Below are 17,270 nucleotides of genomic sequence, written 5' to 3'. Positions count from 1 at the left end.
ACCTTTTACCATTAGATTTTACAATGATTTTTACCTGGCTCGTCTTCTGACTTCCGGCATTAAACCTGTTTTTTTAGCCTTCCCGTTTTCACAGTGGCCTTTATAAAAAAAAACAGATGTTTCCGGTTACAGCGGCGGGACCGTTACGGAGTTTCACCGTATTCCGTTTGCCAAGGCAACCAACAAAATATGAACACTTTTTATAGAATACGGCGTGTGAAGTCAATATTTTTTTTGCACGACGATCAAGGTTACATGGGTAACGTTGCACGGTCTCCTTGTAAGGATACGGGTCAGCTTAAATATAATCAATGAACACTAAGAAATTATTTTAAAATCGAACAAACTTATACGAGATCCTTCTGAAAACAAGCAAGAAAGACAAGAACGAACCTATATCCGATGAAGAAATACTTGAATTTTATGAATGAGATTAAAAATACTGATTTGGAAGCTGTAGCAAAAATCCTCGATCTTGAGTATTCTGAATCAGAATCCATACTTATTCCATTCCTGAGCAGAACATATAATGTGTCGCAAAAAGGCATATATCGTGATGATAGGGTGGACCGCTCCGCGCTCCACCCTATCGGTGCGATATCGGTATTATAATAATTTTTAACTTGTCTGCCGTTGAAAAGCTCAATGATATTTTCGAAAAAAGATGGGCCTGAGTCTGCTACCTTTTTAAACTGTTTGACGCATTGATGTTCAAAAAAAACTGGATCAATCTTTATCTATTTTAACCGCTCACCCATTAGACTTCCAATTCGCACGGCTTCGTCCCATACTTCCTTTTGATCCTCTACTTTGGCATATTGAACATCAGCTGCCTTTGTTCCGGTCTCAATCAGATTACTTCTGAATGCACTCATCTCGCAATCATACCCCACACCGCAGAACGCACAGACAATATTTCCCTGAACCGTTACCTGTCCGATAAGATCCATGTTCTCATATTCTTTGAACTCGGTAGCCAATGCTTTATTGACAGCGGTCAGTGCCTCCGGCACAAGTCCGGTCAGAACGGTTGCAACCAGTTTGCCTTTTAAAAGATTTTTCTGGTGTCTGAACGACCAGAATCTTTCTAAAAGCGCCTTTGTGAATCCATCAATTTGTGAATAGGGAATATATCCACCAATCACCAGGGCTTTGGCTGCTTTAATTTTTTCTGCAAGTGCAGGAAAGTCATCGTTTTGTTTGCAAACGTTATCATGGACGCATTTATAACAGGCAAGGCAGGGTCTGACATTAATTGAACTGAGCTTCACAAATTCGGTTTCTGCACCGGTTGCATCCAATACCGCTTTGATGATACGATCTGTGTTACTGTTTTTTGTGGGGCTTCCGGAAATTCCTAATACGTCGATACTCATTTATATTCTCCTTATTTGATATAGATATTGATTCCTATCGTTCATTGATACAAACGAATATATTTTAAATAGCCAAACATTCTGTAATAATTGCTACAATATTAACAATAATATTTAATAATACGGTTTACAAAGGAGGTTTGCAATTTAATCAAATTACGCATATTTTAACACCATTATCCTAATTTAAAAGACTATTTTGAACAAACATTCAAAAAATTGTTGATGCGGGATCTTTTGGGGTTTATCTTGAACGTACATTAAAGATTAATTTGTTTGTGAACAAAAACATTGATTGAGTTCCTGTTATTGATTTTAAAATACTGCTATTCTATCGTTATTATTAGGCGCTTTTCCTAATTTGCAGAAGGGGCACCATGTCGAATCGCAAGTTTATGTTACCGGTTTCAATTTTCAAAAGACTTTTTTATCATCAGGCATTTCCATCCCATGAGGTCCGGGGATGGCTTTTTTACCATGCCCTGAATCTTGCTTTTTCTGATGCATATCATCCGGCCTCAGCTTTTTGATTTGATCCCCATTCAGAATTTTTCCAACCGCCAGTCGAGATTCAATATCCTGGATAAAAATTTTACCTTTTATGTCTGAAATTTTTTTCGCCAGTTGAATGACTGCTGCATTGTCAACAATGTCATCGGAAAATGCCTTATCCATTTGCAGACGAAAAGCGTCGAGTTGTGCTTTCAACTCCAAACACTTTTCACGAAAGGTAAAATCCGCATCCCGGAGCTGTTTGACCTGTTCTTTTGTGAGTTTCAGTTTCTGAACCATTTGCGGATTTCGCCAGATTCCAAGGGCGGGCTGATTATGGTCTTGCCTGTCAAATCCCTTGTCCTGCCTTTGGTAGTCTGGTGTGAACGCCCCTGCCAGTGATGGAGTAAAGCATACCATAATCACAAAAACAATTACGCCAGTGCCGATTTTTTTACTAAAATTAGAATTCATGGTGTATCTCCTTTTAATGGTTGTCATTTTTCCAAGGATTTCTTCCTCGATCTTGAACTTATGATAGGCAACGGGTGTAAAGAATTTATGTTATTCGAAAACAAAATTGTAAGAATTTTGTAAAGTGAATTGCCCCGGTGTTATATTATGGTATAAAAAATGAGGATATTAAGTTGAATTTAAAAAAAGGATATCATAATGACGCATCAAGAGATTGTGCCGGCTAAGATGAAAATTTTGATTATCGACGATGACAAAAAACTGTGCCGGCTTGTGGCGGATTACCTGGAGCCCATGGGATACGATGCAGAGGCTGCCCACAACGGAACCCAGGGACTGCAAATGATCCTTGAGGGTGACTATCACGCGGTGATTCTGGACGTGATGATGCCGGGGATGGATGGGTTCGAGGTATTGAAACGGTTGCGCAAGGAATCCGACATACCGGTTTTGATGCTCACCGCGCGGGGTGAAGAAACCGACAGAATTGTGGGACTTGAGATGGGGGCCGATGATTATTTGCCCAAGACCTTTTCTTCTCGTGAGCTTTTAGCACGACTTCGCGCCGTTACCCGCCGATATTTCATATCTGAAAGTCAGTCTACATCCGAAGCTGCGGATAACGTCTTGATATTCGGGGATCTGCAAATTGAACAAAGCTCTCGAACCGTTCGTTTTCATGGAAAAAAAATAGTCCTTACCCCCATTGAATATAATCTTTTGACCTGCCTGGCCGGAGCAGCCGGACGGGTTCTGACACGGGATCAGCTTTTGGATGCCGTTACCGGTCGCAGTTATGAAGTGTTCGACCGAACCGTTGATGTCCATATCTCTTCCCTGCGGCGCAGGCTCGGTGAAGATCCTCGCAACCCTATGTTCATTCAAACTATTCGAAGCGTCGGGTACATGTTCAAGATGCCCGGGGAACAGACATGATCAGGCCTGTGTCGTCCCTGTTTTCAAAAATTGTGGGCTGGTTTTTTCTCAACATAGCCTTGGTGGCAACGGTTCCTGTAATCTTTATTGTGTTCCAGCCCCAGGTTAATCTCCATGCTGTTTTCGGAGAACAAGTGTTCAACCGCCTTAGGACCGCCGGCATGCTTATGGCCCATGACCTGAAACAGACGTCAAGGGATAACTGGTCCAAAGTGCTTGCCAGACATGCAGAAATCCATCAGGTTGATTTTACACTTGTGCTTGAAGACGCCTCTTGTTTTTCTTCCATGGAAACGAATCTGCCTGAAGAAGTGATCGCAAGGGCGAGGGAGGCGTTGGATCCAAAACCGCATCCGGGACATTTGACACCTCCTGATAGGTTCGGGATTCCTCAAGGGCGGCCGGTGCCCCCCGGAAAACGCGATCCCCGGGCTTTCCTTGAAAAAGAACCCATGGGGAAAAAATCGCATTTAATAATGCGGACACGGCATCCGGTTCGTTATTGGACCGGGATTCGAATCCTGTTACCTCCTGGGCCATCCAGCTGGCCGGCCCCTGCACTTTTACTGGCCGTATCGGATTCCGTAACAGGAAACGGCTTTTTTATTGACCCACTGCCCTGGATGATTGCCGCCCTGGCAATGATGCTGATGTCCATACTCTTGTGGATTCCCATGGTCAAAAGCATCACCCGCCCCCTTGCCCGCATCACCCTTGCCACAGAAAAAATTGCCAGGGGATGCTTTCATGTGTCCATTCATGAACCCCGGAGCGATGAAATCGGTCGCCTGGCAAGGGCAGTAACCCACATGGCCGCACGGTTGGAAGCTTTCGTGAAAGGTCAGAAAAGATTTCTAGGAGATGTGGCCCATGAACTGGGCTCACCCATCGCCCGAATTCAGTTTGGGTTGGGTGCCCTGAAACAGCGAATTCAGACAGAAAACCGACAACGGGTGATCGAGGTAATGGAAGATGTAGACCACTTATCCAAACTGATCCAGGAACTCCTCGCCTTTTCCCGGGCTGATATGAACAATAAAACGGTCAGGCTCGAAGCCATAGACCTTGGGTCCGTGGTTCAAACAGCGGTAAAGCGGGAGAACACACCGGCCGCTGAAATCATCACCACAATAGATCCGGGGATTCGGGTGGTCGCATCCGTGGAGCTGTTGATCCGGGCTATTGCCAACCTTTTGCGAAATGCTGTCAAATATGCCGGAGAAGCCGGTCCGATTCATGTTTACGCCGAAAAAAGAAACCATGGGGTGGCTATCGAGGTCAGGGATCTTGGCCCTGGTGTTCCCGAGTACCTCCTGGATCAGCTGTTTGAGCCTTTTTTCCGTCCGGAACCCTCCCGGGATCGAGACTCCGGTGGGGTCGGCCTTGGACTGGCCATCGTGAAAACCTGTATTGAAACCTGCAAAGGCTCTGTCTCAGCCCGTAATCTTAAATCCGGTGGATTTGCGGTAACAATCATCCTGACCGCTTATTAGGAAATCTCCATTGACTTTTTTTGCAGGTTCTATGCACTTTACAAAATATTTACAATTTAATCCCAGATCAACAATAAATCTTTACATTGTTTGACTATCATCCCTCCATTACATACCTGTACTGATAAAAAGTAAATTTATCTCTATCTACAACTAAAATTTGAGGAGAATAATTTTATGAGAATAAAACGAACAACACTGTCCATTGGGATTTTATTAATCTGTCTGTCCATGTTCCTGGGGGCATGTAACAGTAGTGATTCCACAAGTTCTGATGATTCTACGACAAGCACCACTGAAACCACTGATGCCACAACCAGCGAAGATGACATCACACGGCCCGAAGGCTGGACTGCGGAAACCCATGGAGATGATGCATCTGCCAATTATGAGGTGGTATTTAAAGATGATGAGGTAGGACGTATTGACCTCACCATAACAGCCTCCGACTGGGAAGCCATGATGACGGATGAAAATCTTGTAGCAGCCTACGGTTCATTTGGGTCACAGTCGGCCATAGGTATGCCCCCCGCAGATGAAATGGAACCCGATGATGTAGTGGAACCTGTAGGTGGAATGGCCCCCCCAGGCGGAATGCCCCCCCCAGGCGGAATCAACGAAGAAGCTGTGGAATTGACTGAAAATCCCATCTGGATTCCCTGCACACTCACATTTACCGGAATCACATGGAATTATGTGGGGGTTCGTTTAAAAGGAAATTCCTCTTTAAGGGACGCCTGGACTGCCGGCATTTATAAAATGCCGTTCAGGTTTGATTTTGATGAATTTGAGGATATTTACACGGAGATTGATGATCAACGATTTTATGGATTTAAAAAACTCACCCTTTCCAGCGGGTATAAGGATGACAGTCTGATAAGGGAAAAAATTGTGGCGGATATCTTCAGGGGGCTTGGCGTTCCTGCACCAAGGACAGCCTTTTATCGACTCTTTATCGATTGCAGTGATGGCGAAGGGGCCAGATATTTCGGTCTCTATACAATGGTTGAAGTCCCTACTGATCCCATGCTTGAGGCACAGTTCTGGACGTCTGACGGCAACCTTTACAAACCCGATGGAGCTACGGCAAGTTTCGGGGCCGGTTCCCTTTCAGAAGAAGACTTTGATAAAGAAACCAATAAGGACGAAGCCGATTACAGTGATGTCAATGCACTGTATACTGCCATCAATGATACCACCAGCGACGATGAAACCTGGAAGAGTACTCTTGAGTCTATTTTTGATGTGGATAGTTTCCTCAACTGGCTTGCGGTGAATACGGTTATCCAGAACTGGGACACCTATGGCAACATGACCCATAACTACTACCTCTACAACGATGATGGCATGCTAACATGGATTCCCTGGGATAACAATGAAGCTCTCAAAGATACAGATGCTGCCATCCAGAACCCCCTTTCCCTTGAGCTTGATGAAGGCTCATTGGACGTCTGGCCCCTTATCAGCCGGGTGCTTGAACAGACTGAATATAAAAACATCTATCAGCAATACTGTGAGACCACAGTGACGGATTACTTTAATACAGAAAACATGCAGGTTCTTTATGAAGATGCCCATAATCTTATTTGTAATTATGTTGTGGGGGATGAAGGCGAGCAGGAGGGGTATACGCTGCTCAACAGTTCCCAGGATTTTATTAACAGCCTTGACTATCTCAATACCCATGTTGAAAACAGAGAAAGTGCGGTGACCAACTTTCTTAATCTCTGATTTTCAGGTGGAATCCAGGTCATATTCAGCAAACAGGATCAAATTTCAGGAGACATGAAATTGCGCAGACAAAACAAAGGAAACGTGGTGCTTTATGGGGTATGGTTCATTATTTTAACTGCAACCATTGCCATAACCCGTTTTTATAGCGTGGAGAGTTCAAACTTTTATGGAATTGCCGAGACACGTGAAATTGTGGTCAATTTTGAAGGTGCGGTTGAAATCAAAAAAATTGATGTCACAGAAGGCCAATCCGTTGAACAGGGAATGTTAATGGTTGAACTCAGCAGCCCGGATCTGATGTTGAAAATCAATCACATCTCACATCAGCTGGATCAATTAAAAGCCCAGAAAGGGGTTGATAAATCAGAAATCCAGTCAAGACTCAGACAGTTAAAGGCACAGAAGGCCGCCAAAGAAAATGAGCTTAAAAACCAGATCGCACAACTTGAAAATCAGTATAAAATAAACAAGTCATTGCTTTCCGGTTTAAAAAGCATTCCAGGTGGCAGCGGTTATGGCAACGATGAAGGCAGAAGTCCCATGGAAATGAAAATCAGAAGTTTAAAAGAAGAGCTCAGGCTTTGCATCAATCCCCTTGCGATTCAGATTGAACTTTTCCAAAAAACCCTGGCCAACTCAAAGGATCCCGTCAAAATTCAGGTTGAACGACTTGAGAAAGAGTTGAGCCTGCTCAGAGATGAAAACAGCAAACTGAAGATATATGCGCAAATTTCAGGAATAATTGGTTCGGTGAACTTTAAACCCGGGGCAAAGGTGTCTCCTTTTGCCCCTATTCTGACACTCCATACAAGAACCCCTTCATTTATAAAAGGGTACATCTATGAGAATGCCTATGCCGACATCAGTATGGGGGAAAAGATAACCGTGGCATCCCTTGCCATTGCAAACAGGAATATTACAGGTGTCGTGGTTGGAATAGGAGCACGAATTGTGGCCTATCCGGAACGGTTGAGAAAACATCCCGACCTGCAAATGTGGGGTCGGGAAGTGGTCATCCAGATACCTGCAAACAATCATTTTATTCTGGGTGAAAAGGTATTGATTACCTCATCTTTAAAAAAGGCGAGATTTACTGACCAGTTGAAACGATTGTTTACCCCTTCGCAAAGCATTGCAGATGTTCTGCAAACCTGTAAAAACTTTTTGTTTCAGGAAAAGATCCTGCCCATCATCCCCCTTGAGACAGAGGGGATTGAAGCTTCAGCGCTTTTATATCTTGAGGATATTGACAGATATATGGTGTTAAGTGATGACACGCTAGGTAATGCCCCGCTTGTGATGCTTATGGATTCCAATGGCAGAATCACCAGGGAAACACCTATTGCCGGATTAGATCGAATAGATGACATGGAATCGGTGGCCGAAGGTGAACAAGGAATTCTCTACATTTCTTCATCCCTTGGCACCGGCAGAAAAGGCAAAATTAAAGCGGCAAGAAAACATCTTATTTCGGTCCAGCGACAGGAAAATCATTTCTCCCTTTTGGGAATGGTAGATCTTTATTCCCTTTTCATGACCCATGCCGAAACTGCGGCAGGTAAACCATGGGCAGACTTTATCCTTGGTGGCATTTTGAAAAAAACCCTTGATATGGAAGGCATGATGTATAGGGAGGGGACTCTTTTTCTGGGTTTTAAAGCCCCTCTGATGAACCAGAAATCGGTTGTTCTAAAGATCAATGAAATAGACCAGGTCATAAAAACAAAAAAACTCAAGCCGGGTCAAATCTCCATCTGGCAAACGGTCCGCCTGCAACGTGGGGAGGATCAATTACAGGAAGGTATTTCAGACCTGCTCTATTTTGAAGGGGCTCTGTATCTCACGGGTACTCCTTTGATTAAAAAAGAGGGATCACGATCCGGTAGCCTCTGGAAGCTTGAGGAATCAGCCGGGACACCCATCTGTCTCACCCATTTTAATGATCTTCAACCAGAGGGGGTCGCCGTTGGAAAAGAAAAAAACACCCTGATCATCTGTTTTGACCAGGGACGAAAGATAAAATCAAAAATATGCGTCGTAAAGGTGAAATAATGAAAAAAATATGTATCCTCCTATTCGTTCTTTTTTTAACCCTGACGGGTTTCGGTAGTGTCCATACCCTTGAAAACAAGGAAAAACTGACCATTGAGACCTTTGTCATGACAGCAAAGAATGATCTGAAACTTCAAAATCAGCGGGAACTTACCCGCTATCTGAAAGAAGCACCCACCAGTACCCCCTACATTGATCGCATGGAGTTCAGGACAGAAACCGAGGAGTTTGATCTGGAAAAACAGAAGTATTCACTGAGATTTTACCCCAAGGGGTGGGGCGAGACGCAGTATACGAAGCAGGTGACCGAACTTGCCAACCAGTCCTGCCGTACCGAGCAGCTCAATTACTACAACACCGCCCTAAAGATGCGCTATGATCTGGTTCTGGATTATCTTGAATCCAGCTCCATGATCGACCTGAAAAGTCAACTGGCCACCGTGTGTGAGGACAGAATCCATGTACTCAATAAAAAAAGTGCCGGAAGTCTCTCCTTTGATATCAGTGAGCTGATCGCGGCAGAGGAGCTGTTGACTGAACTTAGGCTGGAACTTGTGGCGCTTGAAAATAAAATTACCGGACTCAATCACCAGATATCCGTTGCTGCAGATTCACAAATGCCCGTTACTTTTGACAGGAGAAGGCTTATAGAGATCAGTGCCATTGAAAAAAAGATACATGAACTGCCCCAGGAGATAACGGTTAATAATGTCAAGTTGGAGGACCAGAAGAATAAGATGGACCTTGCCAACAGCAAGTACATGCTTGAGCAGGCAAAAAACCGGGATTATTTAAGTTATTTTGAAGTCTCCTATGACAGCGATGATTACGATGATGCACAAAAGGCCTGTTCCATTGAAGTGGCAATCAAGTTGCCGTTTATCAATTCCGACTGGGATGGGGTGAACAGAAGAAAAGTGAACTACATGAAAGAACGCCTCCAATACAATGAGGAGATGAGAGTACTTTCTGAAAAAAGGATATCCCTGACCTGTGTACTCGACCGGTTAATCAAGCAATACACGTTGCTTGAAACAAACAAAAAGAACAGTAACGCCGAAGTTTCCTTTAAAGCCTATTTGAAAATGGATGGCATGGAACCCCTGAACCTTTTGAAAATAAAGGAGTCCATTATCAAAAGTGATATCCAGATTGAAAAAACAGCTTTCAATATACGCTGCAGGTTCATCGAATTAATGGATATTATGGGAAACCTTCCTGCAACGCCCTTTAAAAATTACATTATCTTATAACTTACATGGCAGAAATACCTGCCACAATCAAGATTGAAAAAGCAGTTGCTGTTAACAACCCGGACCTGACACCCATCACCTGCTTTTTCATAAAAAAGGAAACATTATCTTGGGCAGCCATAAACAGAAAGCCATTCCTGCTTTACTTGAGCGATATGAACTGAAATTTTTAATTCCCACTGAGATGATAGATCCCATCTCAAAATTTGCATCGGTTTATTGTTCCCTGGATAAATACGCTTTGGATGCGCCCAATGGCTACTACAGGGTGAACAGCATCTATCTTGATTCACCGGAGTATCTGTTTTTGAGAAGGCGTCTTGAGGGGGTGCAGAACCGATTCAACATGCGGGTGCGTTCCTATGGTGACCATCCGGAACTGCCGTATTTTCTTGAAATTAAGCAGAAAACAGGTGGGGTGGCCAGAAAATATCGGGCGGCAGTGACGGATAAGGATTGGAGCAAGGTGTATACCGAACCTGGTTTTGAACTTGAAAGTGATGGGGGAAGTGGGAAAGAGGAGATCAATAAAAAATTGTTTGAACGGATGCTATACACCTACAATGCCGCCCCTAAAATACTTACGCAATATCTCAGGAAGGCATGGATAAGCGATGTGGATGAATATGCACGGATCACATTTGACGTTGACTTAAGATTCCGGCAGGAAAACGAATACCGACCCGTTCCGAGCCATGGTGAGATGGTTTCATGTGATCATACCCTGGCCTTTGATCCCGGATGTGCAGTGGTTCTGGAGTTGAAATGTTATACCTCCAGGGTTCCCCTGTGGATGATTGACCTTATTCGGTTTTTTAATCTGGAGCGGCGCAGTTTTTCAAAATACCTGACAGGTGCATCGGAACTTATGGTTCTCCATCGCTATGATGACGATTCAAGGGTCTCGGCAATTTTGTGAGCTACCCAAAGCTAAATCAAAAACTTCTATTCCAAACCTAAAGGATTGGGTTTTACGGCCTAAAGGCCAAGACTATAAAAAACCAACGTGTAATCAGATTTTTCCTATTACACGTTTTACCAGTCTGATCATGAAATACGGAGAATAAAATGTTAGATACACTGACACTTCAAACGGCGACATCCAATTCAGGCGTGCTGATTATCATCTATACCATGTTTGTGGCATTCCTCCTGTCGGTAACCATAGGGATAACCTATATTAAAACTTTCCGGGGACTTTCCTACTCAAGAACCTATGTTCAGGCGGTGATCCTGAGTTCCATCGTAGCGGCCACAGTTGTTCATGCCATTGGTGACAGCCTTGCCCACGGGCTTGGGATGATCGGTGCCCTTGCCATCATAAGGTTCCGGACAAGTTTCAAGGATCCGAGAGATATCCTTTTCATGTTTTCCGCCCTGGCAGCGGGAATCGGTTGCGGGGTTGGAGCATACAACGTTGCTGTTATCGGAACCTTGGGATTTGTACTGATGGCATTGTTGCTGCATGTTACACCCCTGGGACAACCCAGCACCTTTGATGGCATGCTGCGTTTCAACATTAACAGCAGTGATGAGAACAGGCATGAACTTGAAGGACTGTTGAAAAAATATTGCAAAACTTTTGCCTTGATCACATTAAGAGAGATGCAGCAGGGAGAGCGCCTGGATTATGCCTATCATGTGAAAATAAGGAAAAACCGCAAAAGCGCGCTACTGATCAAGGAAATGCCGGAAAAAATTCCTTCTGTACGGGGAGTGGGACTCATGCTTCAAGAGACTACGGTGGAGTTGTAGCCCCATTAAAATTCTTCATTGACTGGCCGCCATGATGGTTTTTCAAGGTTTCCGATCCCCCCGTACCGGCGGTCTGCCCATAGACGAAATTCAACAGGGGGGCCAGAAAAATAAGCTTACGCTTTCATCAAGCCGTTTGATTCATCAAGAATTCTATTTCATCGCTGTAACCATAGGCGCTGGTAACCTTTTCGAGCATCTGGTCATACAGGTCTTCAATGGTGTTTGTCTCAGAAATGGATGTCTCCTCCTCAAACAAAGATGATGATTGAGTGGGCGGTGGGGGCGGCATCATCTTTCCCCCGCCCTTGGATGGGCCACCGCCCCCCTGACCAGCCCCGGACGGCGAAGGCTGGAGTCCATAATCGGAAACTAGGCTGAACAACTCTTCCCCGCTCAGCTGATTATCTCCGTCCAGGTCATAGCTCTCCATGGCTGTTTCCGTATCAATGGTCTTGCCGGTGGTTTCTTCCACGCTTGACGCAAGGCTTTCAAGTTCAGAAGTTGAGATACCGCCACTGGCATCGGTGTCAGAGGACTGAAACCGATCGACCGGCCCTGGCCCTTGCCCCGTTTGATTCATACGCATGGTAGGCATGTAATTGTTCATACTGCTAACGCTGTTTATCATGTAATTCTCCTTTGATAATCGTGTTGTATTTTTCCAGGTCAGCGTCTGTCTCCAACCCCGCTTTTAAGTTGTGCTTCCATTTCCCTCCTTTTACGTTCTGGACAGATTTTGGGCCAAAATACATTTCAGGCAGTTTAAAAATCACCGGTTTAGACCAAAATATATGATTGATGTAAAGAAAGTTTGTTTGTCCGACATAAAATTGTAAAGATTTTGTAAAGAGGAGGCTGGGTACCCTTTCCCGGTTTTGATTCAACAATCATAGTACCGCTATGGTTCTTGGTAATGATAAAATATCACTTTATTCGTATCGCATCGCCTCTATTGGGTTAAATGCTGAAGCCTTTTTTGCAGGATAGTAACCAAAAAAAATCCCGACTGCCGCAGTAAATCCAACACTGATGATGATCATGGATGGTTCCACAATCACCTGAGTACCCATGATTTTGCCCAATCCAAAGGCGATACCTATCCCGGTCAAGACTCCGATGATTCCACCTGAAAGACTCAGGATGACCGCTTCGATCAGGAACTGAATCAAAATATCAAAGCTCCGGGCACCAACTGCAATGAGAATACCTATTTCCCGGGTCCTTTCGGTTACGGAAACCAGCATGATATTCATAATACCTATCCCCCCGACCAGCAGGGAAACACAGGCGACGGCACTGAGCAGCATGGTAAGAGTGCTGGTAACCTGGGTGGCCATACTAACAATTTCAGCCTGATCACGGATTTCAAAATCATTATCGTTGCCTGTTGCAATGCGATGATTTTTTCTGAGAATGCTTGTGATTTCAGCCTTTGCCTTGTCCATGGCTGATTCTGAAATGGAACTGGCCATGATGTCATGAACGGTTTTTCCGTCACTCATTCGATAAAGGGCGGTTGTGAATGGGACAAAGACAATATCATCCTGATCATTTCCCATGGAGGATTGGCCTTTTTCAGCGAGAACGCCTATGACTTTAAAGGGGATGTTACCGATACGGATACATAACCCCACGGGATTCTGGCCGAAAAAAAGCTCATCCACAATCGTTTGCCCGAGTACCGCAACCTTGGCCTTCACCTTTATATCTCTCTGGCTAAAAAATGATCCCTGGACTACCTCATAGTTGCGAATCATGGGATAGGTTATATCCACACCTTCAATGACTGAATTCCAGTTAGCGTTACCCGCAATAATTTGGGATGGAACCCGAATAACCGGCGATACATATTGGATATTTTCGTTGGATTTGGAGAGAGTCGTAACGTCATCCATGGTCAGGCAGCTTCTGGTACCGGCTCCACCCCTCACTCCATGGGTCTTGGTGCTGCCCGGTTTAACCATGATCAGATTGGTTCCAAGGGAACTGATCTCTGATTCAATATCTGCCTGCGACCCTTTTCCCAAGGCAACGAGTGCGATCACGGAAGCCAAGCCAATAATGATTCCTAACATGGTGAGCAGGCTTCTCATTCTGTTTCTGGCAATGCTTCTAAAAGCAACGATAACAAACTGTCTTAATTTCATAACAGGGATCTCCATTTCATGTATATGATATAGTATCAGGATATTTATATTGACGCATATCGTCGATGTGAAATCTCATAATCATTTATGATACGGCCATCTCTCACATCAATCAGGCGTTTGGCATGCTCAGCTACTTCCATTTCATGGGTTACAAGAACAATAGTGATTCCTTCATCATTAAGTTTTTGAAACAGGGAAAGGATCTCCTCCGTAGTTCGGCTGTCCAGATTACCACTGGGTTCATCTGCAAGAATAATGGCAGGATCTGTCACCAAAGCTCTGGCAATGGCAACCCGCTGCTGTTGACCACCTGAAAGCTGGTTGGGTTCATGGTGAATTCGTTTTGCAAGCCCTACCATATCAAGAGCCTCTTTTGCCTTTTTTGCAGGATGATTTATCTGTTTTCCCCTTCTATAGATGAGTGGCAACTGCACATTTTCCAGGGCTGTTGTTCTGGGAAGCAAATTGAATCCTTGAAACACAAAGCCGATTTTTTGATTCCGAATGTCGGCCAATGCGTTCTTATCCATTTGACTCACCTTTAATCCCTCCAGAAAATATTCACCATGGTCGGCTTGATCCAGGCAGCCGATAATGTTCATTAGGGTGGATTTCCCAGATCCGGATGTACCGATTACCGCCAGAAAATCCCCCCTCTCAACAGTGAGAGAGATTCCATCCAGTGCACGGATGGTTTCTCCGCCCAGTCGAAAAATTTTTTTGATATTTTTGAGTTGTATTGTTTTCATTTTTTTCCTCTTACAAATCGTCCTTAACCCCTTTTGATTTGAAACTGTATGCTATATTCTTGGCCCACGACCGCCTCCGGGAGACTTTGGAAAAATTTTTGACATAAACCCTTTGGAACTTTTGGTTTTTTCAATATTGTTTCCAATAATCACCAAGGTCCCGGGAGTCAGGTTTTCACTTTTTATAACCGTCGTCATACTGTCGGTGATACCGGTGGTAACACAAATTCTTTCGGATATGCCCCCATCAAGCACATATATGCCGGAATCCTCTTTATTCTTGCGGTCATCAAGCCTGAAATTCAGGGCAGCGTTTGAAACCAGCAGTTCGTTTTCCGCCTTTTCCACAACAAAATCTGCTGTAGCGGTCATACCCGGAAGCAGTTTCCCCTTCTTGTTTGGCGCAGCCACAATCACAGTATACATAACTACATTGGACGTTTCGGTTGGATTCATCTGTATTTGGGTTACTGTCCCATAAAAGAGATCATCAGGATAAGACTGAACCGTGAATGTCACCTCTTGTCCCTTGTTTACCATCCCGATATCACTTTCATCAACGCTTGCCTCGATCTCCATGCTTGACAGATTTTCTGCAATAATGAACAGGGTCGGCGTACTTAAGCTGGCTGCTACAGTCTGCCCCTCTTCAATATCCCGTTTGAGGATGACACCGTTAATGGGAGATCTGATCTGGGCGTTCCTGAGATTGATTTTTTCTTTTTTCACAAAAGCCTTAGCAGAAAGGAGTTCCGCCCTTGCAGTCTCCTTTTCGGTCTCATAGATAAGGATCTCCTGGGATGAGAGATGTCCCTGTTCATACAACGGCTTATTTCTTTCATAGTCGGCTGTGGCCTGTTTGTAAAGTGCGCGGGACTTGATAACCGAAGCGTTGGCTGTATCCACCGCTGCATTAAACGTGTCCAAATCGAGTTCGGCAAGAATTTGTCCTTTTGTCACCCGGTCATTATAATCTACCAATACTTTTTTGATTGTGCCGGACACCTGTGTCCCCACCTCCACGGTTCCAACAGCTGAAAGGGTTCCGGTACAGGAGATAGTGTTTTCTATACTGCCCCTTTTGATTTTTTCAATCCGGAATTGGGATGCTTTTGGCGTATCTTGATATAAAAACGCTGCCAAAGACCGATGAATGGTAAGGATAATAAAAAGAACGCCACAGGTCATGAGCGCAAGTTTTAAAAATTTTATTCCGATTTTTACTATTTTCATAACAATTCCTTCTTTAAAATATGTGACACTCCAAGATCTCCTTTGTAAAAAAAGATGGAAATGGTTTTCAGTATTTTATCCATCTCAGCTTTGATCTTGTTATTCCGGGCTTCCACTTGATCTGACCGGATCTGGGTTAATTCAGTCAAATTGGCCACACCCATTTTGTACCGCTGAAAAACGGATTCCAAGGCTTTGTTGGTATAAAACAGTCTGGATTTAGACACCATGATTGATTCACATGCTGTTTGGTAGTCGGCAACCGCCTGACCCAGCTCCTCACGGATCTGTTGTTTCAATTTTTCAAGGGTCACATTTGCAGACTGTTTGTCAATTTTTGCCTGATTCACCTTGGTTCGGGTAAGCTGTCTGTCAAAAATGGGCAGAGAGACTGAGACCCCTATATAAGAATATAGATTATCGTTGCTGAACTGATCCCCAAAATCTTCATCACACCGGTTGTCATACAAACTTCCCATGCCAGTATTAAGATCCACTGACGGGTATTTGCCGGACGCCGCCTTCTTTATTTCCGCTTCTTTGACAGAAACATTTTTCTCCAGCGCAAGAAGATCCGGACGGGTTTCAAAGGCTGCCTGTATCAGACGATCTGTATCTGTTTCCGGCGTCATGGTGAAAATCTTGATTTCAGGCATCTCAATTTCGATATCGCCAGGGATCGAAACACCTATGATTTTAATGAGCTGCATCTTGCTGATCTTGTAATTATTTTCGGCGCTGATAAAATCGAATCTGGCTTTAGCCGTTTCAGCCTGCTGCTGGTAAAGGTCTGTGGCTGGGACTTTGCCGGCTTCATGAAAGGCTTTGATCTCTTTCTCCTGCTGGCGGTTGGTTGTCAAATTCTCCCGGGCCACCTCAATTTCCTGAAATTGTTGCACAACATTGATATATGCACTCATAGTATCATAGATCACCTGTTGCTGCTGCCTGATCTGTGCGTGTTCATCCGAAGACAGGTCATAATATGCACTTTCGAGGGATGCCTTATCCTCGAATCCTTTAAAAAGATTGAGTTGGGCAAATACTTCTGCTCTCTGGGTATAATAGTCCTGGTTTGCGTCTGATTGCCCATAGTTATTGTTCAGAGTCGTATTTGCGGTACCTGTGACTTGAGGCAGATAATCGTTCTTTTCCTTTTTAAGCAAGAGCATTGAGTATTGAACACTGTTTTTTGCAAGTTTCAAATCCTGTTTTTTTTTTAGCGCCAGCTCAACCGCCTCAACCAGACTCATTTTCTGAATTTCAGAGGCCTGTGCCATCTCCCAGGAAAAAACATGAAGAAATAAAACAATCATCACCAGGAAAACGATTTGCTTATTCGTCATCCATGAGGAAATAGTAAATCCCCGTATCACCCGAATTTTTTCTTCTGTTAAATCCTTGATCATTTTTATTTTCCTGCTTTCTATTCTTTGGTTAAAATTTTTGATCATGATCTCTTTTCATCATGGTTGTGATCTGAATATAACCCTTTTTTTTCTCTCTTGCTGTAAAGTTACAGTTAAGCCAGGGTTAAGAATTGTAAATTCCGATCCAGATGACTTTACGT

The 17,270-nt window shown here is 44.0% G+C and carries 14 protein-coding genes and 1 riboswitch; of the genes, 7 read left to right on the top strand and 7 right to left on the bottom strand.

Annotated elements, in window-relative coordinates:
- Positions 1-19: 19 nt before the first annotated feature.
- A riboswitch (cobalamin riboswitch) is annotated at positions 20-199 on the bottom strand.
- 538 nt (positions 200-737) lie between these two features.
- On the bottom strand, positions 738-1,376 hold the full coding sequence (locus BLT94_RS15135; protein WP_092235840.1) for a flavodoxin family protein: 639 nt from the start codon (positions 1,374-1,376) through the stop codon (positions 738-740).
- A 414-nt stretch (positions 1,377-1,790) separates the two neighbouring features.
- Positions 1,791-2,342, bottom strand: coding sequence for a Spy/CpxP family protein refolding chaperone (locus BLT94_RS15130; RefSeq protein ID WP_092235837.1), 552 nt, complete (start codon positions 2,340-2,342; stop codon positions 1,791-1,793).
- A 198-nt stretch (positions 2,343-2,540) separates the two neighbouring features.
- Here BLT94_RS15130 and BLT94_RS15125 point away from each other — a divergent pair, with 198 nt between their 5' ends.
- The 7 genes from BLT94_RS15125 (at position 2,541) to BLT94_RS15095 (ending at position 11,565) form a co-directional block, all read left to right on the top strand.
- Positions 2,541-3,278, top strand: coding sequence for a response regulator transcription factor (locus BLT94_RS15125; protein WP_092235835.1), 738 nt, complete (start codon positions 2,541-2,543; stop codon positions 3,276-3,278).
- Positions 3,275-4,771 carry a sensor histidine kinase gene (locus BLT94_RS15120; RefSeq protein ID WP_092235831.1) on the top strand — a complete coding sequence of 499 codons (1,497 nt, stop codon included), beginning with the start codon at positions 3,275-3,277 and terminating at the stop codon, positions 4,769-4,771. The genes BLT94_RS15125 and BLT94_RS15120 overlap by 4 nt, the downstream gene beginning before the upstream one ends.
- Before the next feature lie 177 nt (positions 4,772-4,948).
- On the top strand, positions 4,949-6,502 hold the full coding sequence (locus tag BLT94_RS15115) for a CotH kinase family protein (protein WP_092235827.1): 1,554 nt from the start codon (positions 4,949-4,951) through the stop codon (positions 6,500-6,502).
- 54 nt (positions 6,503-6,556) lie between these two features.
- Positions 6,557-8,557, top strand: coding sequence for an HlyD family secretion protein (locus BLT94_RS15110; RefSeq protein ID WP_092235824.1), 2,001 nt, complete (start codon positions 6,557-6,559; stop codon positions 8,555-8,557).
- Positions 8,557-9,810, top strand: coding sequence for a hypothetical protein (locus tag BLT94_RS15105; protein ID WP_092235821.1), 1,254 nt, complete (start codon positions 8,557-8,559; stop codon positions 9,808-9,810). Before BLT94_RS15110 ends, BLT94_RS15105 begins: the two co-directional genes overlap by 1 nt.
- Before the next feature lie 109 nt (positions 9,811-9,919).
- Entirely contained in the window at positions 9,920-10,729 is an 810-nt protein-coding gene (locus tag BLT94_RS15100; RefSeq protein ID WP_092235818.1) for a polyphosphate polymerase domain-containing protein, read from the top strand.
- Positions 10,730-10,878: 149 nt separating this feature from the next.
- The gene (locus BLT94_RS15095; protein WP_092235815.1) at positions 10,879-11,565 is read left to right on the top strand and encodes a DUF4956 domain-containing protein; all 687 of its coding nucleotides are present in this window, start codon (positions 10,879-10,881) and stop codon (positions 11,563-11,565) included.
- Positions 11,566-11,692: 127 nt separating this feature from the next.
- On the opposite strand, the gene BLT94_RS15090 is transcribed toward BLT94_RS15095, so the two are convergent.
- The 5 genes from BLT94_RS15090 to BLT94_RS15065 all read right to left on the bottom strand — a co-directional run bounded on the left by BLT94_RS15090 (position 11,693) and on the right by BLT94_RS15065 (position 17,109).
- Positions 11,693-12,196: an EF-hand domain-containing protein gene (locus BLT94_RS15090; RefSeq protein ID WP_092235812.1), complete on the bottom strand. Its 504-nt coding sequence runs from the start codon at positions 12,194-12,196 to the stop codon at positions 11,693-11,695.
- Between the two features lie 301 nt (positions 12,197-12,497).
- Positions 12,498-13,715 carry an ABC transporter permease gene (locus BLT94_RS15080; protein WP_092235808.1) on the bottom strand — a complete coding sequence of 406 codons (1,218 nt, stop codon included), beginning with the start codon at positions 13,713-13,715 and terminating at the stop codon, positions 12,498-12,500.
- A gap of 44 nt (positions 13,716-13,759) precedes the next feature.
- A complete protein-coding gene (locus BLT94_RS15075; protein ID WP_092235805.1) occupies positions 13,760-14,467 on the bottom strand; it encodes an ABC transporter ATP-binding protein in 708 nt (235 codons plus the stop codon).
- 51 nt (positions 14,468-14,518) lie between these two features.
- On the bottom strand, positions 14,519-15,700 hold the full coding sequence (locus BLT94_RS15070; RefSeq protein ID WP_092235804.1) for an efflux RND transporter periplasmic adaptor subunit: 1,182 nt from the start codon (positions 15,698-15,700) through the stop codon (positions 14,519-14,521).
- Positions 15,697-17,109, bottom strand: coding sequence for a TolC family protein (locus BLT94_RS15065; RefSeq protein ID WP_175530369.1), 1,413 nt, complete (start codon positions 17,107-17,109; stop codon positions 15,697-15,699). The genes BLT94_RS15070 and BLT94_RS15065 overlap by 4 nt, the downstream gene beginning before the upstream one ends.
- Positions 17,110-17,270: the final 161 nt, after the last annotated feature.

Source organism: Desulfobacula phenolica (assembly GCF_900105645.1).
In the GTDB taxonomy this organism is placed as follows: domain Bacteria; phylum Desulfobacterota; class Desulfobacteria; order Desulfobacterales; family Desulfobacteraceae; genus Desulfobacula; species Desulfobacula toluolica.
Note: the sequence above shows the minus strand (reverse complement) of the source record. Positions and strands in the feature narration are given on the sequence as shown.